The 24,112-nt window shown below is 45.5% G+C and carries 18 protein-coding genes and 1 other annotated feature; of the genes, 2 read left to right on the forward strand and 16 right to left on the reverse strand.

Going from position 1 to position 24,112, the window contains the following annotated elements; all coding sequences use genetic code 11:
- Window positions 1–33: 33 nt before the first annotated feature.
- From CS562_RS06645 to uvrA, 3 genes are all read right to left on the reverse strand, one after another.
- Complete coding sequence (locus CS562_RS06645) at window positions 34–789, reverse strand: SDR family NAD(P)-dependent oxidoreductase (RefSeq protein WP_099854484.1); 756 nt, start codon at window positions 787–789, stop codon at window positions 34–36.
- A gap of 66 nt (window positions 790–855) precedes the next feature.
- Entirely contained in the window at window positions 856–2,385 is a 1,530-nt protein-coding gene (locus CS562_RS06650) for an MDR family MFS transporter (RefSeq protein ID WP_076291123.1), read from the reverse strand.
- Between the two features lie 27 nt (window positions 2,386–2,412).
- Window positions 2,413–4,917: an excinuclease ABC subunit UvrA gene (gene uvrA, locus CS562_RS06655; RefSeq protein WP_099854486.1), complete on the reverse strand. Its 2,505-nt coding sequence runs from the start codon at window positions 4,915–4,917 to the stop codon at window positions 2,413–2,415.
- 209 nt (window positions 4,918–5,126) lie between these two features.
- Here uvrA and CS562_RS06660 point away from each other — a divergent pair, with 209 nt between their 5' ends.
- Window positions 5,127–5,564, forward strand: a complete 438-nt coding sequence (locus tag CS562_RS06660; protein ID WP_180287060.1) for a MarR family winged helix-turn-helix transcriptional regulator — start codon at window positions 5,127–5,129, stop codon at window positions 5,562–5,564.
- Window positions 5,565–5,676: 112 nt separating this feature from the next.
- Here the strand turns inward: CS562_RS06660 and CS562_RS06665 are convergent, their stop codons facing one another.
- Window positions 5,677–6,153 (reverse strand): DUF6376 family protein, encoded by a 477-nt coding sequence (locus tag CS562_RS06665; RefSeq protein ID WP_099854490.1) that lies wholly within the window; start codon window positions 6,151–6,153, stop codon window positions 5,677–5,679.
- Window positions 6,154–6,294: 141 nt separating this feature from the next.
- Here CS562_RS06665 and CS562_RS06670 point away from each other — a divergent pair, with 141 nt between their 5' ends.
- The gene (locus CS562_RS06670) at window positions 6,295–7,263 is read left to right on the forward strand and encodes a bile acid:sodium symporter family protein (RefSeq protein WP_063563531.1); all 969 of its coding nucleotides are present in this window, start codon (window positions 6,295–6,297) and stop codon (window positions 7,261–7,263) included.
- Between the two features lie 105 nt (window positions 7,264–7,368).
- On the opposite strand, the gene CS562_RS06675 is transcribed toward CS562_RS06670, so the two are convergent.
- The 12 genes from CS562_RS06675 to CS562_RS06730 all read right to left on the reverse strand — a co-directional run bounded on the left by CS562_RS06675 (window position 7,369) and on the right by CS562_RS06730 (window position 24,110).
- Entirely contained in the window at window positions 7,369–11,067 is a 3,699-nt protein-coding gene (locus CS562_RS06675) for a discoidin domain-containing protein (protein WP_099854492.1), read from the reverse strand.
- Window positions 11,068–11,212: 145 nt separating this feature from the next.
- Window positions 11,213–12,961 (reverse strand): sensor histidine kinase, encoded by a 1,749-nt coding sequence (locus CS562_RS06680; protein ID WP_257219406.1) that lies wholly within the window; start codon window positions 12,959–12,961, stop codon window positions 11,213–11,215.
- Between the two features lie 3 nt (window positions 12,962–12,964).
- Window positions 12,965–14,539, reverse strand: coding sequence for a response regulator transcription factor (locus CS562_RS06685; RefSeq protein ID WP_099854494.1), 1,575 nt, complete (start codon window positions 14,537–14,539; stop codon window positions 12,965–12,967).
- An 83-nt stretch (window positions 14,540–14,622) separates the two neighbouring features.
- Window positions 14,623–16,341, reverse strand: coding sequence for an extracellular solute-binding protein (locus CS562_RS06690; protein WP_257219407.1), 1,719 nt, complete (start codon window positions 16,339–16,341; stop codon window positions 14,623–14,625).
- 89 nt (window positions 16,342–16,430) lie between these two features.
- On the reverse strand, window positions 16,431–17,318 hold the full coding sequence (locus CS562_RS06695) for a carbohydrate ABC transporter permease (RefSeq protein WP_076291116.1): 888 nt from the start codon (window positions 17,316–17,318) through the stop codon (window positions 16,431–16,433).
- 30 nt (window positions 17,319–17,348) lie between these two features.
- A complete protein-coding gene (locus CS562_RS06700; protein ID WP_257219414.1) occupies window positions 17,349–18,245 on the reverse strand; it encodes an ABC transporter permease in 897 nt (298 codons plus the stop codon).
- Window positions 18,246–18,516: 271 nt separating this feature from the next.
- Window positions 18,517–18,777 (reverse strand): hypothetical protein, encoded by a 261-nt coding sequence (locus CS562_RS06705; protein ID WP_257219408.1) that lies wholly within the window; start codon window positions 18,775–18,777, stop codon window positions 18,517–18,519.
- A 374-nt stretch (window positions 18,778–19,151) separates the two neighbouring features.
- Window positions 19,152–20,237 (reverse strand): aspartate-semialdehyde dehydrogenase, encoded by a 1,086-nt coding sequence (gene asd / locus CS562_RS06710; RefSeq protein WP_099854498.1) that lies wholly within the window; start codon window positions 20,235–20,237, stop codon window positions 19,152–19,154.
- 117 nt (window positions 20,238–20,354) lie between these two features.
- Window positions 20,355–20,636, reverse strand: a binding site (T-box leader).
- A gap of 191 nt (window positions 20,637–20,827) precedes the next feature.
- On the reverse strand, window positions 20,828–21,673 hold the full coding sequence (locus tag CS562_RS06715; RefSeq protein WP_099854500.1) for a class I SAM-dependent methyltransferase: 846 nt from the start codon (window positions 21,671–21,673) through the stop codon (window positions 20,828–20,830).
- 146 nt (window positions 21,674–21,819) lie between these two features.
- Entirely contained in the window at window positions 21,820–22,692 is an 873-nt protein-coding gene (gene galU / locus CS562_RS06720; RefSeq protein WP_076291112.1) for a UTP--glucose-1-phosphate uridylyltransferase GalU, read from the reverse strand.
- 1 nt (window position 22,693) lies between these two features.
- Complete coding sequence (locus tag CS562_RS06725) at window positions 22,694–23,131, reverse strand: GtrA family protein (protein ID WP_099854502.1); 438 nt, start codon at window positions 23,129–23,131, stop codon at window positions 22,694–22,696.
- Window positions 23,124–24,110 (reverse strand): glycosyltransferase family 2 protein, encoded by a 987-nt coding sequence (locus CS562_RS06730; RefSeq protein ID WP_099854504.1) that lies wholly within the window; start codon window positions 24,108–24,110, stop codon window positions 23,124–23,126. Before CS562_RS06730 ends, CS562_RS06725 begins: the two co-directional genes overlap by 8 nt.
- Window positions 24,111–24,112: the final 2 nt, after the last annotated feature.

A 24,112-nucleotide genomic window follows, 5' to 3' on the forward strand; every position in this document is an offset into this window, starting at 1 on the left:
AGAGACGGACTGCACTACCTTACTGTCCAAATCTTATTTTGTTTTGAAGCTGAGGAATCCATCATCGACTGCAATCGTTGAACCATTCACTGCACTTGCAGCATCACTGAACAAGAAGGTAACCACACTCGCAACTTTCTCCGGTTGAATGAGCTCTCCCCGCATATGTTGCGTGGCAAGTGCATCCTTCATCGCTTTGTCATCACCCAGAATGGGTGTCTCAATGAAGCCTGGCGCTACACCAACCACACGAATGCCATGTTCAGCAAGTTCCAAGGCACCGGATTTGGACATCATTACGACAGCTGCCTTGGCTGCATTGTAGTTAAAGCTTCCCACCGCAGCAATACTGCCATAGATCGAAGCTGTATTAACAATGGTACCCTGTACATTCAGTTCAACCATTTTTTTGGCGCCATAATACATGCCGTAATACACACTGTGTTGGTCAACATCGATTACTCTGTGATAGGATTCCGGGTCCATCTCCAGAAATGGCTTCACGAGTCCAATGCCCGCGTTGTTGAAAATACCGCTCAATGTTCCGTATTTCTCTACGGTCCAATCGATCAGAGCTTTGATCTCGTCTCCTTTGGAAACGTCCACTTTGTATGCCCCGGCTGTGCCGCCACCTGCTTCAATCTCCGATGCAAGCTTTCTCGCACCCTCTTCGTTATAGTCTGCTATGACAATCGTTGCACCCAGATCCGAAAGCTGAAGCGCTGTTTCTTTACCAATACCACTCGCTCCGCCGGTGATAATGATTACTTTTCCATTTTGTTCAGACATAACGCAGGTCTCCTTTGATAAGAACATATTGTCATATCGTGCACACAAATCCATTACATAGTCTTGCTAGTGTGAAGCTAAATATTCATCTGACTCGGATGCAGGGTCAAATTTTTCCTTACTCATAAACCAAGCAGCCAATAGAGCAATAACGGCCGGAATGATGGCCCAGGCAAACGTATGAACGATGGATGAGGACAATGCTTCTGTAATCTTATCCAACATTGGCGCAGGAATATCAGCACGAGTGTCCGGTTTTAGGACTAAGCTAGGATCACTCAGATTCACGCCACCACCCTGCTCACTACCATTACTATTTCCAAAGAAGGAGACCAATTTACTCGTAAATACGTGACTTTGTACGATACCAAATACCGTGATTCCCAACGTCATACCGAGTTCCCTATTGAAGTTAAGTGTTGAACTGGCCGAACCACGCTGTCTTGCTGAGAAACCGTGAATGGCTGCATTGCTCAATACAGAGAACGAAGACCCAATGCCCAGACCAACCAGAATCATGAAGATAGTCACCATAAATCGGGAGGAATCTGTCGTTAACGTTGTCAGCAAGGCAATACCAATAACCAGCAGCGCGAGTGTAGGTAACATGATGGAGCGGTATCTGAGCTTGGTAAGCATGGCTCCTCCACCCGCAGCTGTCACAACCGATCCAAGCATCATCGGCAGAAGAACAAGACCGGAATTGGTGGCCGATCCACCAAGTACACCCTGAATATAAATGGGGATATAGATGGAAGCTGTAATAAAGGCTGCACCACTAAATATGGCCATCAGATTGCTGGTGGAATACAGCCGGTTTTTGAACATGCTAAATGTAATAATTGGTTCTGCCACTCGGCGCTCTATGAACACAAATGCAGTCATCAGCACGGCGAACGCAGCAAACAAACCCACGATCATGCTGGAATTCCATGCGTATTCCTTGCCTCCAAGTTCAAGTGCAAACATGAGGCATACGATGGAAGCTACCAGTGTGAATGCGCCAAAATAGTCAATTTTCTGTTTGGAATGCTCCACGGATTCTTTATAGAAGAATGCAATCATGACAAAGGCGATCAGACCAAGTGGCAGGTTGATATAGAAAATCCAGGACCAATGAATGTAATCGGTCAGATAGGCTCCGAGAAGGGGTCCGAAAATACTGGATAAACCAAAGACTGCACCGAATAGTCCCCCCACTTTACCCCGTTTGTCTGCGGGAACGACATCAAACATAATGGTAAATGCGATCGGCATCAACGCCCCGCCGCCGATTCCCTGAATCGCACGATAAATACTGAGCTGAATGATGGAATCCGCCGTCCCGCATAATGCAGAACCAATCATAAATACAATGATTCCAAAAATGAAAAATCGCTTGCGGCCATACATATCCGATAGTTTACCGAAGATCGGCATACCCGCCATCTCTGCAACCATATAGGCAGAGGTGACCCACATTAATTTATCAAATCCACCAAGATCACCTACGATGGTACCAATTGCAGTGGCAACGATGGTGTTATCCATCGAAGCCATGAGAATGGCAAGCAGCAAGCCTGCAAGAATAACGCCTAATTTATTGCTTTTTACCATGATTATTTTTCCCCTTATCCATTCTGATTAAAGCCCTTCGGCTAATATACGCTTCAAAAATTGTCCTGTATGGGAGGCTCTGACTTCCGCCACCTGCTCTGGCGTACCTTCGGCTACCAGTTCGCCACCCGCTGCGCCACCTTCTGGGCCAATGTCAATAACCCAATCGGATTCCCGAATCAATTCCAGACTGTGCTCTACAACGACAACGGTATTCCCCGACTCAACCAGCTTATCCAGCAAAATATGGAGTTGCTTGATGTCTGACGGATGAAGGCCGGTTGTTGGCTCATCCAACAGATAGAGCGTGTGTTTTTTGGTCTTTTTACTCAGCTCTTTTGCCAGCCTGATCCGTTGGCCCTCACCACCTGACAATGTTTTGACGGATTGACCCCATTGGAGGTAACCCAGTCCAACTTCACACAACATCTCTACAAGATCGGCGATTTTGGTCTGACTCTTCAGGACAGGCAGACTTTCGGCCACTGACATATTCAGTACATCAGATATCGAGAAGCCTTCGTATTGAACCTGTAACACCTCATCCACGAACCGTCTGCCCTTACAATCATGGCAAGTTACCTCCAGATCAGGCAGGAAGTTCATGTCTACAGACAATACCCCAAGACCTTGACAGGTTTCACAGCGCCCTCCGGGTGTATTAAACGAGAAGTGCTTCGCAGTTAGCTTTCGTGCCTTGGCATCTGGCAAACTAGCGAACAGCTGACGCAGGTGCGTAAATACATCGGTGTAGGTAGCAACATTCGACCGTTGCATTCTGCCCATCGGCGTTTGGTCAAAAATAACGATATCACCTACGTGCTCCAAGCCTGTTATCTCTTCACAACCTGTTGGTTTCAGACCTGACTCCATACCCTGTGCGAGGATATCAAATACAAGCGTAGATTTGCCGGACCCCGAAACACCCGTTACGGAGATCTGTGTTCCTAATGGAAAAGATACAACCGGAATATCGATGTTGCGCAAATGCGCTCCCCGAATGGCAAGATGCTGCCCCGTACCTGTTCTTCGGTTATAAGAAGGACTAGCCAAAGATTCATTTCTCAGATAAGTTCCCGTAACCGAAAGCTCACTTGCCATTAAATCTTCCAGGCTCCCTTCACCAACAACTATCCCTCCATTGACACCAGCACCAGGTCCAATGTCGATCACATGATCGGCAGCACGCATCATCTCAATATCGTGTTCAATAACGAGGATCGTATTGCCCAGATCACGAAGCTCCTGAAGTACACGAATCAGGCCAATGGTATCTTTCGGATGAAGCCCTGTTGTCGGTTCGTCCAGAATATACAATACGCCCGTTAAACCAGAGCCTAGAAGCGATGCAAGTCGTAATCGCTGAGCTTCACCACCAGATAAAGTTACGGTCTGACGATCCATGGAGAGATAGCCAAGTCCAACATCCATAATGCGCTTCAATTTGGTGGGCAGATCATGAAGAATTGGATCAAGCAAGTGATGTGCCTCGGGTGAAATCACTTCTTGTAGTCCTACTGTCCATTCCAACACTTTACTGAATGACCAGTTGGTGACGTCGGAGATGGATGCGCCAGCTACGCTTACCGAAAGAATTTCTTTTTTCAAACGAGCTCCCTGACATTCAGGACACTGCTGTTGATGAAAAAAACGTCCGTCTTTTTCCGTTCCACCACCTTCTCCTTCCTTTTCCTTATAGCGTCGCCACAATCCGGGGATTACACCTTCGAACTTGGTTCCCTGGATGGGTTTGATATTAGGGTAATGCTGCTTGAATTCTTCGCTATCGACGCCGTAGTACAGCAAATCACGCTCGATTTCACCAAGGTCCTTCAATGGCAGATCCGGATCGAATCCGAATCCAAAATGCTTTCCAGCTGCAACCAGAATTCGGATCTGAATATCCCGATGCACACCATTTAACGAAGCTACACCTCCATCCCGCACACTATGCTCAGGATTGAATACAGCAGCTTCGTTGATTGATGCCACATGACCCAGTCCACTACATATATCACAAGCACCCTCCGGTTTATTGAACGAAAAGTGTGACATACCCAGCTTCTCCAGCTCGGTATTGCAATGTGGACAAAGTATAGTCTGATGTCCCATGTATTCGTCTTCCTCAGTTAGATGACCAGCCGCTTCCCACGATGGCGAAATGGTGCCATTACAGGCTGGACAAATACGCTCTCCTAATCTGGAAAAAATGAAACGAACGTAAGTGTAAATGTCTGTCACTGTTCCTACTGTTGAGCGTGGATTCCGGTTAGTAATGTGCTGTCCTACGCTGATGGATGGAGAAAGACCTGTGATCGACTCCACCTTTGGTTTGCTGATCGAATCCGATGTTAATCCCATCGATTCCATGTATTGTCTCTGGCATTCTCGCTGAAGGGTATCCATTGCCAGCGTGGATTTGCCGGAGCCGGACGGACCCGTTAGAACAACCAATTTATACTTCGGAATCGAAAGTGAAATATTCTTCAGGTTGTTCTCCCGTGCACCTTTAATCATCATTGTGTCTCTCAAAATCGATCGTCCCCTTTGCAAATAAGTACAGAGTTCGTTAAAATAAGTTGAAATTAATCATACGTCAATCTAGTATCTCCAAAATTTATTATCTTGTTAATCTAATATCTCGATAATCAAGATATATGTCATCTTAAGAGGAGGGTTATCTTTTGTCAAGAGAACATGAACAACAATCTACCGAATTACAGGAGAATTTTACGTTGCGCATGCGGAGCCTGGGTACACGAACCGTTTTATATCAGCAGCATGTGGCTGCCTCTTTAGGCTTGTACAATAACGATTTCATATCCGTGGATATCCTGCGCGAGAAAGGTCCAATCACTGCAGGTGAGCTGTCAAAACTTACCGGTCTGGCCACAGGGAGTGTCACGACATTAATTGACAGGCTTGAGAAGAACGGCTTTGTTCGCCGGGAAAATGACCCCAATGACCGCCGTAAAGTCATCATTGTGCCTTTGTACGAAAACAAGGAAGAGGTCAGCAGCACGTACCTCACCCTTCACGCAGCTATGGTTAAACTGGCTTCCACTTACACTGAGGAAGAGCTGGAGCTTATTACAGGGTTTCTGAGTAAAGCAGGAAATGTACTGGATGAACAGATTGATGATCTAAGTTCCAAAATTCGCGGCAAATCATCATCTTAATATTGGAAAAAACAAAAAGGACGATATCCACAAGTGATCAACATCACTCCGGTATATCGTCCTTTTCCATGAGATGAACCTGCTAATGCTCAAGGCGTAGACTGTTTAAATCTTAATTGGCTTCGATTCCAAGACCGCTTAACGGATCTTTTAAACCATTAATATTGGTGATCAATTCAGGAATCCCTGTCTTCTCCCAGTTTTCTGCCGTAAAGCCCTGCTCTGCAAGCGTATTCTCAAATTGACCCACCACTTCGGTTAATTGATTGTTGTAACTGACCAGATTTGCATGAATGGTTTCCCCTATCACTGGTGCTGTAAGCTGAGAGAATTCGCTGGCTTCCGCCTGAATCTGATCTATTTTCTCCTGTACCTGAGTTGTTATTTCCGGGTTATTCACCGCTCCAGATGCAAGTTCTTGCAGTTCGGCTCCAGCGTTCGATACTTTCTCTATATAATCAGTAGCCCCACTAACGTAATTCAAACTTTGATTCGCTTGTTCTACAACAGAACAGGCGGATATCACAAGAATACTTGACGCAATGAGGCCTGCCATCATCAATGTGTGCTTTCTTTTCCCTTTAATCATGACTATCTCCCCTTCTTCAACTTGAAGTGTTTCTTCCAGATTTATGATAACTGCTCCGTATGCTACATTGCAAATGGGTCTGCACTCAGCGTTATTAACATGTATAATAAAAGAATCATACGGTAAAGGGATGTCATGAATATGCTTCAGGCCTTAAATGTACGCTTGAACCGCATCATGCCACTGATTACCCCAATCAGCATTATTATTGGCGTTCTTTGCGGGAGTCTTCTTTCTTCTTATACCTTTTTGTCGCCATGGCTTTTTGCGTTCATGACGTTTGCCGGAAGCATCAGTCTCGGGATACGGGATTTTGTGAACGTGCTGAAGAAGCCTTTTCCACTGTTTGTTTGTCTGTTTATTCTGCATCTGGCGATGCCTCTCATTGCTCTAGGCATGGGTCACCTGGTCTTCCCAACGGATGCCTACACGATAACGGGCCTTGTTCTGGCTGCCGTTATTCCGACAGGTGTGAGCAGTTTTATCTGGGTCAGCATCTATCGGGGCAATATCGCTCTGACGCTGTCGATTATCCTGATTGACACCATGCTTGCTCCTTTCGTGGTACCCGGTGTGTTATCCTTGCTGATTGGCACTAGCGTATCGTTGGATATTGCAGCCATGATGAGCAGTCTGTTCTGGATGATCGTTGTCCCCTCCTTGCTCGGAATGCTTTTGAATGAATGGACCAAAGGGGCCATTGTTCCGGTCTGGGGGCCCAGACTGAATCCGTTCTCCAAATTGTTCATGGCAGCGGTTGTCGCGATTAATGGTTCTGTTGTTGCTCCCTATTTGGCTGACTTTAACTGGCAGCTCGCTGGTCTAGCAGCCATCATTATTTTTCTGGCCTCATTTGGCTATGCTCTAAGCTACTTCGTTGCCCGATTACTCGGTTGGAATGAAGCCGATCAGGTTGCACTTGTGTTCAACGGAGGCATGCGCAATATTAGTGCGGGAGCGGTACTTGCCGTATCCTATTTCCCTCCACCGGTTGCCGTCCCGGTTGTACTCGGCATGGTATTCCAGCAGATGTTGGCCTCGCTTGCAGGCTATCTGCTTGGGCGTCGTTCGCAGACTCTTCACAATGCTGATAAGACGTCTGCAGCCTAAATGCGAATCCCCATTGTACCGTTTTATCTTAAACATGCTCTAAACACAAACAGCAGATCAGAATATACTGATCTGCTGTTCCCGTGTCTAGAACATTGTGAACGTCTAGTCTCTACCATACACTTCCACTTCATAGAGTGAGTACCCATATTGGGTGGCTCGTTTCTCTCCCGTGAGTCGCACATATTTTCCTTTTCCGTTCACCGCAAGTTCTTCCAGATCACCTTTGCCCTCTTGCGTATGATACACTTCCTTCCAAACGGTACCATCTTCCGATACGTCAATACGATAAGCTGTAGCATAGGCTGCTTCCCAATTCAGCTTGATGCGTTTTACTTGCTTGGCCTCTCCCAGATCAATCGTAATCCACTCCGGGGTATCTCCAAATCCGGAACTCCAACGTGTCTCGGGATTGCCATCGACTGCATTATTGCCAACAAAAGGCTCTTCCGTTGAAGAAACGGTCACATTTTTGTTAAGTGCAAAATTAACGTTCGTATCCCCTCCATCTTCTCCACCTTCATTTCCTCCGTTTTCTCCGTTCCAGGGAATCCAGGAATCAAAAACTTGCGTATTTTGGGTTGGATCGACTCTTACCAGAGACTTAGGCCCAACAACAGCTTTTCCAGTGGTCCCAGATGCATTTTTGAAAGTGACCGTTACACTCTCATCTGTCGGATTCCAGATTTGTGCAGTATATGTTCCATTTTTCTTGTAGACGGTTGCACTGCTCCATCCGGTGGCCCAGATGTCTTTCGTCCGTTCACCAAGTGTTGCCATACTGTTTACGAACCAGTACGTATTAAAAACTTCATTTTTTTGCATCGATGAAGCATTCCACTTGGCAAGCACTTCAGACGGATCACTTAGCGCCTGAATAGGCCATACAATATGCTGCCATTCTCGTTCAGGTCCACCGTTATCGGCAACAAATCCGTTATACAAGCCAGCAGCCTTCGTTTTGTCCAGACCATAACTGGTCAGATATTCACTGGTTGGCAGCCAGTGAATACCATAAATATGAACCGGTTCACCGCTAAAGAAGGTACCAAAGAAATACGAACTTCCATAGACTTGCCCTACAGAAGCGTGTTTCCATTCATCGAGCCAATTATCTCCATCATAGTTGAACCAGTATTGCTCAATTGCCTTCAGTTCAGTTGTGAATCCGTAAATCGCAGCATCTCGGAAATCCTGATCTTTGGTTAACAAGCTCCACATATACTGCCCTACCCAGCCAAAGAGGGATTCACCAGCAGCTTCCTGATTGTTGCCACTATCATTATCTGCATAGCCTCCTGCCCAGGAATGGCCCTGATAAGGATCAAAACTGCGGAAAGACGGATACAACGGATCGTTCTTGGACGGATTGCCATAATCCCGAATAAGATGATCCACCATATCACCATAGTCTGCCCGGAACTGTTTATCAAAAGTAGCCAACACTGCTGATGCAAATACATAATACCCATAAGTGAAATGATGATCTGTAATTCCATAGTTAGCACCAAACTCACTTGTCTTGTAGTACATCGTTCCCCAATCATCATTGTAATAGAGGAAATAATCAGGTTCACCTGCTGTGTACGTATACCAATCGACCAGAATCTCTTTCATGCGGGAAAGGAACAGGTCACGGTAGACGGTCTCTCCCATTTCGTTCGCCGCAAGTACACCCATGGCAAGAGGATGAAGTTTTTTGCCTTGCCAGTAAGCGTCAGCAGCCATCAGATTGTTGTCTGTCTCCGTTTTGAGCATTTCGAGATAGGCTACCATCTCTTCTCGGTTGTATTCTGCATTGGTAGGTTCCGTGAACTGGGGAACCATGCCGTAGAAATGATCCTCCACCGTAAACTGGTTTCCTTCCCGCACTTTCAACGTTCCTCGAATGGACGGATATGTGAGCGAAGTAAGTGGAGAATTCGTAATTTTCCATTGATGTGGATATAGGGCCTGCAATGTGTTCGGTGAGAACCCTGGACGCTTCACTTCGGTCTCGGCTTTGAAGTTGGTCGTAACGGTAGACGTTTGCTCGTTATAGTTATAAGTAACCTCTGTGTTCGTTACAAAGGCATAAGCGTGCTCATGGAATTGATTTAGATCCGTTAAAGACGGCATTGTCGCTGCGGATAGATAACCTTTCCCGCCTCCAAGCTGGAGTTTGATCTTGGCTCCCGCTTTTTTGAATACAGTTCCTTCTGGGGCAAATATTCCGTAGTACCGTTCCTCTTTTCCCCCAGCCGGATCGCCACTTTGATTCTCCAACTGAATGCCAATATGATCCCCCGTAAAGGTATCACCATCCGATTGCAATACCGTTTCTCCATTACCATTCACGACTTTGGTAATGAGTGAAGAAAAGATTTCGGCTGTGTTAGGATTGTTGAATTCCATAAATACATATGGTGAACCCTTTACAAAGGTCGTTTTCATTTTTGCTGAAGCATCGTCACTCAAAATCGTATCTACCGCATAATCGCTGTACCCGCTTACTCGGGTTTCCATATTATTGGCATTAATATTGGTGGACATAAAATACAGATCCGGGTTGCCGTCTGCATTCACTGCACTTCCATCTCCATTAATCCATCCTTCCCCTGGGTTCAAAAGCCCGAGCCCTTGGGGGTAGAACTTGGATTTGAGTGGCAGTGTAATAATGGAATCGCTGAGCGGCTTAATAAGCAGGGATTGCCACCAGTCATTAGACGCGATAGGTGCTTGAACGTTATCCGTTTTATAGGAAGGATATTTGGGCTGAGGCATACGGATGTCATTCGTCAGATAACTACCCTTCCCTACCTGAACCGTGCTGGGACTTGGCAATTCAGGGATAGGGTAGGATGGCTTCGGCGTTCCGTCTACATAGTCGTATACTTCAAAATCAAACAGAGAGTAGCCAAAATTGGTCGCTCTTCCGATGCCTTGCATTTTGACATAACGTCCGGATGCATACATCGAAATATCCTGTTTCCCTCCATTGCCATGCAGCTCCCGGTACACGGTAGTCCAGGCAGTGGCATCATCGGAGATTTGCAGATCAAAGGCACGTCCTGCAGCCCCTTCCCAGTTCAGAACCACTCGTCCAATGTTCCGCTTGCTGCCCAAATCCACATAGATCCATTCGTCATCCGTATGATTCGAACCCCATCGGGTAGAGGAATTCCCATCGACTGCATTCTCCGGAAGTGTTGCCCCAGGGGGCAGATAATCGGATTGTTCATAGGAAGAGACGGTAACCTGCTTACCCTGAGCCACATCCGGTCCATATGTAACAGGTGGTACACCGGTTCCACCCGTTCCGTATACTTCCAATTCAATGATCGAGTAACCATAGTTGGCGAGGGCCCTTTCTGTCCCTAATACACGTACGTAGCGGCCGCTTCCATTAACGGTGAGCTCATCAGTCCCGCCATTGCCTGTAGCTGTATTGTAGATGTCAGTCCAGTTCACTTCATCGGTTGAAACCTGAACTTGATAAGCCTTGGCATATGCTCCCTCCCATTGGATGCGTACTTTGTCAATCGTAGCAGTGTCACCCAGATCTACATACAGCCACTGTGGATCTTTGCCCCAGGCACTCGACCATCTCGTTCCACTGGAACCGTCAACGGCGAGATTCGCCGTATTATTCCCTTCAGTTGATGAAGCATAAGCTGGTCGATTGCTAGACAATAGATAGGATGCAGGTTCAGCCTGAGCTTTGGACGGGACAAAGCCCGGAAACAAGGTGGTAAATAATGCAGCGATCAATGCAATCGCCAATCCTTTGCCAGCAAATGCTCTTCTTTTACTTCTTGATGCCATGTCTTAAAATACCCCCTTCAATGGGTGATAGGTACCGAAGTCATGATGTGGAATATGAAGATGTATCGGCTCCTTTTCATTTTAAATTGGGTACGCTTACAAAAAATACTATACCGAGCAACGATAAGTGTAACTTTGCACGGAACTACTCCTGTCTGGAAGGCGGAGACTTAATCGGAAAAACAATCGTAACTACCGTACCTGTTCCCACTTCACTACGAATACTCACACCATAGTCCTTGCCATAATGAAGTTTGATCCTCTGGTCCACGTTGCGTATTCCGTATCCTATACCACCTGCTCCTTCGGTGAAAATTGCGTCTATAATCTCCTGTTTCATCCCAAGTCCATTGTCGTGCACTTCAATGTGTACATGTTCTGCCTGCTTTTTTACCTTAATATGAATCTTGATCTCATCGTCATACCAGGCATGTTCCAGCACATTTTCGACAAACGGTTGCAGTATGAATTTAACTGTTTCCAGCCCTAAAGTTTCCGGTTCAGCTTCTAACTGATAATGAATTCGTTCTGCATATTTAATATTTTGAATATCAAGATACGTTCTAACAATGTGAAGCTCTTTCTCGACTTGAATCAGCATTTCTCCCTTGTTTAGGGTAAGACGATAAAACTTCGCCAGCGCACGAATCATCTCATGCAGCTTATCAATTTCCCCAAGCTTTGCCATGCGGCTAATCGAAGAAAACGTGTTGTATAAAAAGTGAGGATTTATTTTTGAATGCAAAATTTGCAGTTCTGCTTCCTTCTTCTCCAGCTTGCTCGTATAGACTTCATCAATCAATTGCTCTGTAGTGGAAGCCATTTCGTTAAAAGACTCCGCAATAATGGCAAACTCATCATTACCTGTGTATTGAATTCGCCGTTGTAGTTCCCCTTCTTTGAAAGCTTCAAGTGATACTACGAGTTTGGAGAGGCGGCTGGAGAACATACGTGCCATAATGAAACTGACAAGGGTCATGACAAGAATGCTGATGGCACATATGATGATGGTCACGTTCCGAACTTTCTGAGAATTGTCCTTAAAGGATGCATTGGGGACCAGTGCAACGATCTGAACAGGAATATTGTGAATCGGTTTGGAGATTTTCAGATAATCACGGGATTCATTCAACTCCTCGGCAGTATAAGGCAAGGAACCGCCAGGCGAACTCGAATAGAGGAGCTGTTCATCCTGATCGAGTACAAACAGCTTCGTCCCTTCCCCTAATTGATTGAAGTCAACATCTTCAAAAATATCTTTCAACTTAACGGAAGCTCGAATAAGGCCAATGGACTGAAACGTTTCGTAATTAATGGCATGTCTTAACAAAGAGATATATCCGTATTCGGCATCGTTCTCAATTTGCTGCCATTTCATTTCGTCGTAACCGATGCGCAGATTTTGGTACCATGCCTTATCCACAATCCGGCTGGTATGCAAAATCTCATACTGTCTTTCTCCAGCGATCAGTGACTGCTCCGTTTCATTGTAGTAAAATTCACTGATGGTAGGTGCATGCAAATACAGGGAGAGCTTGATTTTGGATTTGGGCAGATTGGTAGCCGATTCAAGTCTTGGCATCACATATTGCGTTGTCACCTGATACTTCTCCCAGTCCAGATAATAGCCCGAAAGCAACGTTGATAACCCCTGATCCTGATAGATTTCATCTGAACTGCGAATAATCTCCCCTACCCTGTATTCCACATTGCTTTGAATCTGACTCACTGCTACCTCAAGGTTATTTCGTGTATGTTCCTCCACTGAACGTGCTGAGGATATATAGGCATAACAACCAATGACTATAATCGGGATAATTACAAGTGCCAGATTGGATATAAGTAATTTATATAAAATGGGCAGGAAGCGTCGTCGATTGCTGTGTTGTATCATGCATCAACTCTGCTTTCTAAAATCGCCGGGCTTCATGCCAAAAGTTTCCCTAAACAATCGGCTGAAATAGGTGAGACTTCGATAACCAACCTGATCGGCGATCTCATAGATTTTGAGATTAGTAGTCTGCAGCAGATGCCTGGCATGTTCAAGCCGCCGGGCAGCAACATAATCACTAAAATTGACCCCTACCTTATCCTTGAACAGAAATCCAAGGTGATTTGGAGAATACGAGAAATGGGCAGCCAGATCCTTTAGAGTTACGTCTTGTGACAGACGCTGCCCAACATAATGTTCAATATCGGAGAATAACTTCCAATTGGACTTTTGCTTGCGCAAGTAGATATGTTCCGACCATTCGAACACGGTTCGTCTTAGCCAGGATTTAATATCATCCACCGTGTCGAACTGCTGAACGGTCTCAAACCCTTCTGCTTTCCACTTTGCAAAGTGAGGAAAATCACCTTGTGCCTCTGCATTCAAATATCCTTCGAGCCGTGACAGGACATGAGTAGAGAAATGGTGTACTTTGGACGAATCGGAAAAGGCCCGCACATGCTCAAACAGCTCCTCCACGGCATCACAGATCGTGACGAGATCATATGTGGACATCGCTGTAAATAGCCGATCCAGCTGACTATTTACGTCCAGTACATCTCTTACAAGCGGAACATGCACCTCTCCTGGAGAGATAAGCCGATTTTTACCAAGAAACATTTTGCATCCGATTAAATTTCGCGCTTCATCAAAGGATACCGGCAGTTCGGTAACCCGATCCGTTTTTTGTCCAAAGCTGACCGTAATGGTAAAGCGGGACCGATCACGTATGTAATGGATAAGTTCGTTCAGATTCAATTCTATATCCCCAGCATCATAGGAATACATGAGTCCAATTCGGTCCGTAGACAATCGGCACCATGCCCCCCAATTTTTAGTTTCAATCCAGGACGTAATTTGGCGGAAAGTCAGCTCATGCCATCGTTCATATTCTTCATCTGTGAACAAGTGCTGCATATGATCCATTTCTATAATAACGGCATGGGCCGTCTCCGTTCGTGGGGGAAGTGGATAAAGCCGGGTGAAGGACTGCAAGGTTGGCGCATCAATACTACCTTCCATGAGATGCTTCAAGAAATCCTGTTTCACAAAATCAAAATGCTCAAGTGCATCGCTCCCATTGTTTGTCTCCAATCTGGCATTCTCTTCTCTCAGAACATGAACGATTTTTTGCAGAGTTGTCTTAATTTCATCGTCATCCACCGGTTTCAGGATATAGCCATCTGCTTTCAAATGAATAGCCTGTTTCGCATAATCAAAGTCCTCATAACCGCTGATAAATATGATTTTAAGCTCCGGCTGTTTCTGAAGTGCCATTCGGGCAAGCTCCAAGCCAGACATTACGGGCATTTTAATATCGGTAACGAGAATGTCCACATCATGATTCTGAAGGTAATGCAATGCGGCAAGTGGTTTGTTCCCCATGAAAGCGATCTCAATATTAAGTTCGTCCCAGGGAATAAGTTCACGCATACCGACCAGATCGTAATTTTCGTCATCGACCAACGCTGCTTTATACATGATCGTTCGACTCCTTAATAGAGAATAAAAGGGCGTGCCTCAGCACACCCACCGTTTTGACATCGTATAGCTTGGTTCTATTATCATTTCCCCATAATTTTAAGATTCTCCTGCCATTTGGCGGTTTTCCATTTCAGCACTTTGTCATATCCAAGCTTCACAGATTCCGCCTGAGCCTCCGCCAGAATACTCTTCACTTCTTCATCATTTCCGGCGAATACAAGACGAGGAATGACCTGCTTATAATAATCTTTCAACCTTTGGAGAATAATCCCTTCTTCCGAAGTTGCAAGAGGATCCAGATTGGAGAATTCAGTCATGTTTTTGGACGTTTTAAAGGAAACGGTGGACTGGGCAACCGTTGTCCAGTCTTGTGCTTCTTCGGGCAGAAGTTCTTCCCGTTTGGCTTTGACCACATCGACGTAACTTGTGTTACCGTACCAGTTAAACTCTCCAATCTTCATTTCGTCATATTTCTTCGGATCACGGTTAACATAGGCTTCATTCGGGATCGGAACGCCGTCTTTAACCTCATCATAGAACAATCCTTTCGGCCCAAAAAAGAGGACTTGCTGGCCTTCTTCACTGATCGCCCAGTTCATATAAGCAAAAATGGCTTCCGGATCCTTGGCATTCTTCGTAATGACATTCACGTTCCAGCCGAGCGTATTGTATCCACTCGGATACACCTTGTTTTTGTCCACGCCATCGGCATGCACCGGCCAGATGACATCATATCCCGCTTCCAGGTCGGCAGCTTGCAGATGGTTGTTAGCTTCACGCCCTATCCCTTCGACCACCGAATCAAAGGCACTGAATACAGCGACTTTACCATTTTTCAGTTTTTCCAAAATTTGATCACGTGTCTGGGTAAACGCATCTTTAGAAGTTAATCCCTCACGGAATAAACGACTTGCATACATGACGGTTTGTTCAAAAGCAGGATCTGTGTAAATAGAACTTAGCTGATCCCCCTGCGGTACACCAAATACACCTCCAGAACCCGGTGAAATAAATCCACCTGTGCGATCTTCCGCTGCTCCACTATAGAGCATGCTGATCATCTGAGATTCACTGTCACGCATTTCCCCAAAATCAATCGGAACGATACTGCCGTTATACCGCTCCTTTACCTGCTTCAGATAAGCCTCAAGCTCGCTCCAGGTTTCCACCTTCGGTGATCCCAATTCCTTGTAAATTTTACGATTCACAAGATAGGCTGCATTGCCATTTCCGTTATCACCACTAATAAACCAGTTCGGAATTTGGTATAACTTACCGTCCGCACTGCGGAGCATATTTATCGTCTCTTCCCCGATTGTCTTTACAAACTCGGGATACTTCTCCAGATAAGGGTCAAGCGCTACTAGCTGACCTGCACTGACTAGTCGTTCAACGTCTTTGCCTCGGTCAAGTACTATGGCATCAGGAAGTTTTTTGGCAACAATCATGGAATTGAGTTTGGTCGCAGCCGCTCCGTTGGATTGTACAGGTTCCATCACAACACCAAGCTCGTCTGTTATCCATTTGCCATGTGGGCGTTCTTCCCATGTTGGAGCTGTGTACCAGTCATAATTGACAAATTGGGTGAAGCTGACTGGTCTTACTTTTGATTTTGCATCCGCATTTGGAGAGACGGTTTCACCTGTCTTTATCTGCTCTTTGGTGTTTGCGCTTTCATTTACAGATGGACTTGCCCCCTCCTCGCCTCCTGTACATCCACTGATCATTAGTACTGCACTTAATGCCGAAAGGTGAAGCCAGCGCAGTGATTTACGTCGTTTTTGTTGTTTTCGTTCCATATTTGCCTTGCCCCTCTCTTATACATTTGTATGTTACACGTCTTCCTGTCCGTCAGACAAGAAGGCTTCATAACCATTTTGCGAGCAAACTACTCTTTAAGTGAGCCTACCAGAACACCTTTCACAAAATACTTCTGTAAAAATGGATAGATCATGAGAATAGGTAGCGTGGCCACCATCATCGTAGCCATCTGCAAGGATTTTACGGTAACTGTATTTTGCACCATACTTTGCGCATAACTGTTCAGATTGGTCATCAGCGAAGCCGTTGTTCCTGCGTTGATAATCTGGACCAGCAACGTTTGCAGAGGGATCAAATTTTGATTGCTGATGAATACCGCCGGGATAAACCAGTCATTCCACAAAAATACAGCAGTAAAAAGTCCTAGGGTCGCCATCACGGGGCCGGATACAGGTAGCACAATTCGAAAAAATACACCAAAATTGCTGCATCCGTCCATTTTGGCCGATTCCTCCAGCCCGTCCGGAAGTTCCATAAAAAAGGTACGGAAGATGATCATGTTATACACGTTAACCATGCCATGAAGCACGAGGAATAAGAACGTATCATATAATTGAAGGTGATAGACAAGGATAAAGTACGGAATAATTCCTCCGCTAAAGAACATGGTTATTACGGCAAGAATCATGTAGGTTTTCTTGAACATGATCCCTTTTTTGGACATCGCATAAGCGAATAAAGATGTAAAAAGCAGTGCACATACCGTGCCAATTACTGTCCGAAGAATCGTGATGAGATACGCATTGTAGATATTTTTTTCTTGGAACACAACTGCATAATTCTCCAACGTAAATTGTCTTGGCCAAAAGGTGATCCCACCTGAGGAGGTATCGGAACCTACGTTCAACGACAAGACAAGGGAATTCCAGAACGGATAAAAAGTAATAAATGCCAGAATGCTCAACAGCGCATAGATCACGATTTTGAGAATACGATCTCCTGCAGACAGTTTCATAGACGATCTCCCACTCTTTCACTCGCGGTTTTACCACAAGCTAGTTTTTCCGAACTTTCTTGCCAATGTGTTCGCTACAACCAACAATGTTACACTTAATAACGATTTGAATAATCCAGCCGCGGTTGCATAGGAGAATCGTTGATTAACAATTCCCATCTGATAGACATAGGTGTCGATTACATCCGCAACGGGAAGAACGATGCCATTACTCAGGTTTTTTGTCAGTACCAGAATATCTTCATACCCTGCATTTAGAATGTTACCAATCCCCAAAATCAGAAAGATCATCATAATCGGCATAATATTCGGGATTGTAATTCGAAAGATCTGTTGGAAACGGCTCGCTCCATCGATGGAAGCAGATTCATATTGGGCGGGATCAATGCCGATAATGGCCGCTAGATAGACAATCGAACCGAAGCCAATCTCTTTCCAGACATTTAAGGATACAAGGATTCCCCAGAAATACTCGGGTGTGGACATCCAGTTAACCGGCTCATGAATGAGATTTAGTGCGATCAGAAGCTCATTAACCGCCCCATTATCCACCGCAAGCATAGAGAATACGAGCCCAGAGATTACGATCCATGACATAAAATGAGGAACATAAGTGACTGTCTGAACGACTCGTTTGAACTTGCCTGCCACTTCATTTAACATCAGGGCCAAGATGATCGGCGCAGGAAAACCGATACACAGCTTGAGCAAACTGATGGCAAATGTATTTCGCATCACGCTCCAGAATTCCGGAGATTCAAAGAACATGCGAAAATGCATGAATCCAACCCACGGACTATTCTTCACGCCTGCGAACAAATTGTAATCCTGGAACGCAATAAAAATCCCCCACATGGGTCCATAGCTGAAGATCAGCAAGAATAACAGAGCAGGCCAGATCATAACCTGAAACTCCCACTGTCCCATAAACCTTTTCCACCCTGAAACCGATTTGGTCTGTGTAACTCCCTTTCCCAACAATTGTGGGTGGTCTGGCACATTTACTTTCTTCATTTTCCTCATCACCCACTTCGTCGCTTGATATTTCTATCGTAATCCCAATCTTCTTCATCGAATAGAACTACAACTAACGAAATGTGTACCTAATCAACGAACATGAGAAAAAACAAAATTAAAAAACGCCGACATTATTGTCGGCGTTCGAGTTGAAACTTTATCAAGCTACGTATTCATAAACTTAGTAATCCGAGAGCGAAATTCCAGCTCCAATGATAAGTACGAACACAAGAATATACACAACAATTCCGATCGCTGCCCACAGCAACGCTGCTTTGGCATAATTGGCTTTCGAAGGGTTGGAATCTCCAAATGCCCAAACAAACAACATAATAATGTTTACAAGCGGAATCATCATAAGGAACAATGTGAGCATCCAACTACCGAAACTTACTGGTGGTGGTCCTGGCTTATGTACTCTTTGACTAGCAACTTCTGACATAATATTTCTTCCTCCTTTCTTCTTCATTTCAATTGCTACCTGCTAAGACAATCTACTTCTACTTTATAAATAAAAGTTTTCCGTTAATAAAAATACCGGAAATCTCATGAATTTACAATGTAATATTTACCATATTGGTTTTGCCCTTCATAGAATGATGATTGTAACGACATGAGCAGATCCCTTCTTCCCTAGTAACGGATATGTTTAGTAACGATGTCATCCAAATACCGAAGCAAAACGGTTTGAATTTAAAATACCCCTCTGTTCAACAAAAATAAATTCATCTTCTCAGATGCTCATACTCTTGTCTACTAAAAGGGGTTACCTGTCAGTGATATTCTATTACTTCTATTCCTATTTACACTAACTATTTATTTCGGCTGAATATATCCTTCAGCTTTGAGCAATTCAGCGATCAATACAGCACCGCCTGCTGCTCCGCGCAGTGTGTTGTGAGACAGTCCTACAAACTTGTAATCATACAGGGAGTCCTCACGCAGTCTGCCCGTTGAAACGCCCATACCGCGCTCGATATCACGATCCAGTTTCGTCTGTGGTCTGTTCTCTTCTTCGAAGTACGTAATGAATTGTTTTGGTGCGCTTGGCAGAGCCAGCTCTTGCGGGCGACCTTTGAACTGCAACCAACGCTCCAGAATTTCGTCTTTGCTTGGTTTTTTCTCGAAGTTCACAAACACGGTTGCCAGATGCCCATCCGTTACCGGTACACGAATACATTGTGTTGTAATTAATGGAGCAGATGCTTTGACGATTTGATTATTTTCGATGCTACCCCAGATCCGCAGTGGTTCCTGCTCACTTTTCTCTTCTTCTCCACCGATGTATGGAATGACATTATCGAGCATATCTGGCCAGTCCGTAAAGTTTTTACCTGCTCCGGAGATTGCTTGATACGTGGAAGCTACAACCTGAGTCGGGTTGAACTCACGCAAGGCGTGCAGTGCTGGCACATAGCTCTGAATCGAGCAGTTGGGTTTAACTGCGATGAATCCGGTTTTCGTTCCAAGACGTTTGCGTTGAGCTTCAATCACGTCCAGATGTCCCGGGTTAATTTCCGGAATGACCATGGGTACATCCGCTGTCCAGCGGTGAGCCGAGTTGTTGGAAACAACCGGAGTTCCCGTTTTGGCATAAGCCTCTTCGAGCGCTTGAATTTCATTCTTTTTCATATCTACAGCACAGAATATAAAATCAACCTGGCTTGCAAAAGCTTCAACTTGGGAAGCATCCTGCACAACGATGTTTTTCACTGCTTCCGGGATCGCAGCAGCGAGTTTCCATCTGCCTTGTACGGATTCTTCGTATGTTTTGCCTGCCGAGTTGGCACTTGCTGAAATAGCCGTTACTTCAAACCATGGGTGTTCATTGAGCAGATCCACAAAACGCTGACCTACCATCCCCGTTCCTCCGACGATACCGACTTTCAATTTTGCTGACATAAAATCATCATTTCCTTTCGGTGTGAGTTTCCTCTTATTAAACACTATTCAGGCGTTTCCAAAGCGTGTAGCCAACATCCCGGAAAAACCAAAAAATCCCATCCCCAAGACAAAAGTCTCAGGGACGAGATTGTTACACTCGTGGTACCACCCAGATTCGCCAATATGTCGCCATACCAGCCTCTTCGAGTTATTAAGGATAACTGCATTCAATTATGCCGTAATCCGCATATACTCTCGCTCTGTAACAGGAGCTCCTGTCACACCATCCCTCAATCCTTAAAGTTCCGATGTGCTGCTCTGAGTCTTTATTCAACAAAAAATTCTTTACCCCTTTTCAGCTGCCGGAGCTCTCTGTGAAAGAAACCTTTTATCTACTCATCTCTTCATCGCATTTGATATTGCGATTATAATATCAAAATTACCATCGTGAAGTAAACACATTTTTTTAGATCATGGAATTTATACGTTCTCAGCGGAGCTGAACGATTCAATTATCGCAAGAAAAACTTCAGCTAAATGCGGTCTGTCTTCTGTGAAAGTACGTCGATAGACGTTTTTTTTATAAATTGCTGCAAATGGCTATTTTTTTACTGCTTTTTGGCAACAATCGCATACGTTCCCAGTGGACTCCCAGGCCCCGTCGCATGATGTGTCCTAAGTAATTTCAGTTCGGAAAGTAGAAGTGTTTTTACTTTGTCCGGGATCGGAAGCATTTGCAGTTCCACAGGCGCTTCTGCCAGTGTCATTTCGGTTTCCCAACGACCGTCCTGCAGTTCGGGAGAATGGATTGAAATCTCTTCCTTAATGGTCCACCCCGCCGCAGAGACAAGCTCTTGGATATCCTCCGGTGTAAAGAGCGTGCGCACATTGGAAAAGCTGTTCTCCTTGTAACATTCGACCTGGGACTGAATCAGAACGGATAACCAATGTGAGAGCTGGCTCACATCTGTAACTCGTGTATCCCATTCGGCGAAACATAGCTGATGTCCCCACGTCCTAACCTTGCTAAGAATCTGGGCGAGTTCGTCAAACGATTTCAGGTACCATGAACAATGGGAAAGCACGATCACATCAAACTCATTCTCGGCGAATTGAGCCTGATCACTTAGGATGTCAAACTCATAATCCATTCGAATTCGGTCACCCAGCGGAGATTTCAGCAGCTTGGCTGCCGCTTCCCCTACGGTCAGTGGTGCACCATAATCCTCTGGTGCAATATCTACACCATGAACGTACCCATGCTCCCCCACCAGATGTGCAAGCACGGCCGTTGTATCTCCCTGACCACAACCGATTTCCAGAACGCGGCTGCCTTCCTTGATTCCCCAGAAGAGTCCCAGTTTCAACCGATGCTCGGTCTGAATGTATTGAATGGCGGCGTTGTCCTCCACGTCCATATACTGAATAAGATCCCTGATGATAGTCTGACTCATGATTCCTCACTCCTCAAAGAGCAACTTGAACTTCTTGCTCATTGTAGCGTGACAGGCACCATTGTACAATGCTGGAGTCTATGACAGGGCCATAGCACGGAGGAGCCCCTCCTAAAAGCAGATCTAAACCTCTGCTACATATCTCCCTAGGCCCACTGCGTTGCAAGCTTCTGAAGATATGGTGTCAGCATGGGCTGTAGTTCCTTACGCATCAGTCCAATCTCTAGGATCGCCTGAATATATCCGAACTGATCACCTATATCGTAGCGGCGTCCTTCCAGTTCAAGAGCCAGCAGCTCTTCCACCTGGCTTACTTCTTTCAGCGCATCCGTTAGCTGATATTCTCCTCCAGCACCTCTCTCGATTCGATCCAGAATGGGAAAGATGGAAGGTTTCAGAATGTAACGTCCCATCACAGCTGTTCGGGAGGGCGCTTCTTCAATTGAAGGTTTTTCTACCAGATTGGTAATTCGGTGAACCCGATCATCTGCCCCTTGTGAATCGATAATCCCGTATTTACTCACGTCAGCAGGTTGCACCTGCCGCACGCCAACAATCTGGCTGCCTGTTTTTTCATATAAATGAATCATCTGTGCAAGTGCTGGTGGATCTGACACCATAATATCATCTCCAAGCAGTACGGCGAATGGATCATCTCCCACAAACTGACGAGCACATCCAATCGCATGGCCCAATCCAAGCGGTTCTTTTTGCCGGATAAAATGAATACTTGCCATTTCGCTGATCGCTTGTACCTCTTCCAGTAGTGCTTGCTTGCCCTTGGCGTACAGGGAATGCTCCAATTCAACCGATTTGTCAAAATGATCTTCGATCGATTTTTTATTGCGTCCGGTTACGATGATGATATTTTCAATACCCGATTGTACTGCTTCTTCCACAATGTATTGAATCGCCGGTTTGTCCACTATTGGCAGCATTTCTTTGGGTTGTGCTTTGGTTGCCGGTAAAAATCGGGTGCCTAGCCCCGCTGCCGGAATGACTGCTTTTTTAATTCTCATATCATGAAGCACTCCTTTCATTAGCATCAGATGAAGGGTCAGATCCTTGAACGGGCTCTGCCCGGAACACCCAATACCGACTGGCGATATAATTTATAACCATGCCCGAGAGAGTTGCCAGTATTTTACTCATTACAACGCTCCAACCTAATATGCTATTGCAGATGTACAAAATCAGAGAAGATAACGCAAGAACCACCAGATTGGTGATTACAAAACGCATGAGTTCATTTTTTTTGCCCTGTCTTCCCGCATCCTGGAAGGTCCATCTGCCGTTCCACCAGTAACTATTCACGACCCCACAGCTATACGAGATCACCTGGGCAATTAGAGCAGGTGCGCCTGCGGCAGCGAGCAACGTGAATACCAATGCATCCACTGCAGTATTCAGGACACCGACAATTCCGAACTTAAATATAGTGACCAACCGATTAGTCATGATGAGCAACTCTGCCCGTTAACCGTGACTGACTTGACTGACTCTCCACCTGATACACATCCCTTACGATATAGAGCGGACGCGCCTTCGTTTCATCATAGATTCGGCCGACATACTCGCCAAGAATGCCCAGCATGATCAATATGAAGCCGTTAAAAATCAGCATGATGCTGACCATCGAAGGCCATCCTTTGATCGTAGAATCTGTAAATATCGCTGAAGCAATGACACTAAGCATATAGATGAAGCCGCCGATGGATAGAATAGCTCCTACGTAACCTGCAAGCTTGAGCGGTTTGTGTGAGAATGAGGTAATGCCGTCCAAACTCAGCTTCAACATACGTTTCAGCGGGTATTTTGTCTCCCCTGCCAAACGCTCATCCCGTTCATACTCAATGGCCGTCTGACGGAACCCCACCCAACTGACCAGTCCGCGAACAAATCGATTTTTTTCCGGAAGACGTTTCATCTCATCACACACCTTGCGATCAATCAGTCGGAAATCCCCCGTATCCACTGGAATTTCCGTATCCGTCGACGCACGCAGTACGCGATAGAACATGCTTGCCGACCATTTCTTGAAGCGTGTCTCCCCGCTTCGTCTGGTTCGACGGGCATAGACAACCTCATAGCCCTCTTTCCACTTGGCGATCATGTCCAATATCAGCTCGGGAGGGTCCTGAAGATCCGCATCAATAATGACGACGGCATCGCCTGCTGCATAATCCATCCCTGCCGTAATTGCGATCTGGTGACCGAAGTTGCGCGCAAAATCTATCAGCTTCACACTTTCGTCCCAACGGGCGTAGTCACGGATCATCTGTGCACTTTGGTCCACGCTACCGTCGTTGACAAAGAGAAGCTCGTAACTCTCTCCTGTACTGCCCATGACTTTTTTGAGACGCCGATAGGTCTCCTCAATCACCGCTTCTTCGTTATACATCGGAATGATAATGCTGTAACGGCACTTTTGAGCCATGT

Source organism: Paenibacillus sp. LK1 (genome assembly GCF_002750415.1).
Classification (GTDB): domain Bacteria; phylum Bacillota; class Bacilli; order Paenibacillales; family Paenibacillaceae; genus Paenibacillus; species Paenibacillus taichungensis.

Excerpts from the sequence above, each read along its gene's own strand:
- CS562_RS06715 (WP_099854500.1), bottom strand. The coding sequence starts at position 21,673 with ATGAGTCAGACTATCATCAGGGATCTTATTCAGTATATGGACGTGGAG.
- CS562_RS06730 (WP_099854504.1), bottom strand. The coding sequence starts at position 24,110 with ATGGCTCAAAAGTGCCGTTACAGCATTATCATTCCGATGTATAACGAA.
- CS562_RS06645 (WP_099854484.1), bottom strand. The coding sequence starts at position 789 with ATGTCTGAACAAAATGGAAAAGTAATCATTATCACCGGCGGAGCGAGT.
- CS562_RS06650 (WP_076291123.1), bottom strand. The coding sequence starts at position 2,385 with ATGGTAAAAAGCAATAAATTAGGCGTTATTCTTGCAGGCTTGCTGCTT.
- CS562_RS06675 (WP_099854492.1), bottom strand. The coding sequence starts at position 11,067 with ATGGCATCAAGAAGTAAAAGAAGAGCATTTGCTGGCAAAGGATTGGCG.
- CS562_RS06705 (WP_257219408.1), bottom strand. The coding sequence starts at position 18,777 with ATGTCAGAAGTTGCTAGTCAAAGAGTACATAAGCCAGGACCACCACCA.
- CS562_RS06725 (WP_099854502.1), bottom strand. The coding sequence starts at position 23,131 with ATGACTAATCGGTTGGTCACTATATTTAAGTTCGGAATTGTCGGTGTC.
- CS562_RS06680 (WP_257219406.1), bottom strand. The coding sequence starts at position 12,961 with ATGATACAACACAGCAATCGACGACGCTTCCTGCCCATTTTATATAAA.
- galU (WP_076291112.1), bottom strand. The coding sequence starts at position 22,692 with ATGAGAATTAAAAAAGCAGTCATTCCGGCAGCGGGGCTAGGCACCCGA.
- CS562_RS06660 (WP_180287060.1), top strand. The coding sequence starts at position 5,127 with ATGCGGAGCCTGGGTACACGAACCGTTTTATATCAGCAGCATGTGGCT.
- CS562_RS06665 (WP_099854490.1), bottom strand. The coding sequence starts at position 6,153 with ATGATTAAAGGGAAAAGAAAGCACACATTGATGATGGCAGGCCTCATT.
- CS562_RS06670 (WP_063563531.1), top strand. The coding sequence starts at position 6,295 with ATGCTTCAGGCCTTAAATGTACGCTTGAACCGCATCATGCCACTGATT.
- CS562_RS06695 (WP_076291116.1), bottom strand. The coding sequence starts at position 17,318 with ATGAAACTGTCTGCAGGAGATCGTATTCTCAAAATCGTGATCTATGCG.
- CS562_RS06700 (WP_257219414.1), bottom strand. The coding sequence starts at position 18,245 with ATGGGACAGTGGGAGTTTCAGGTTATGATCTGGCCTGCTCTGTTATTC.
- CS562_RS06685 (WP_099854494.1), bottom strand. The coding sequence starts at position 14,539 with ATGTATAAAGCAGCGTTGGTCGATGACGAAAATTACGATCTGGTCGGT.
- CS562_RS06690 (WP_257219407.1), bottom strand. The coding sequence starts at position 16,341 with ATGGAACGAAAACAACAAAAACGACGTAAATCACTGCGCTGGCTTCAC.
- asd (WP_099854498.1), bottom strand. The coding sequence starts at position 20,237 with ATGTCAGCAAAATTGAAAGTCGGTATCGTCGGAGGAACGGGGATGGTA.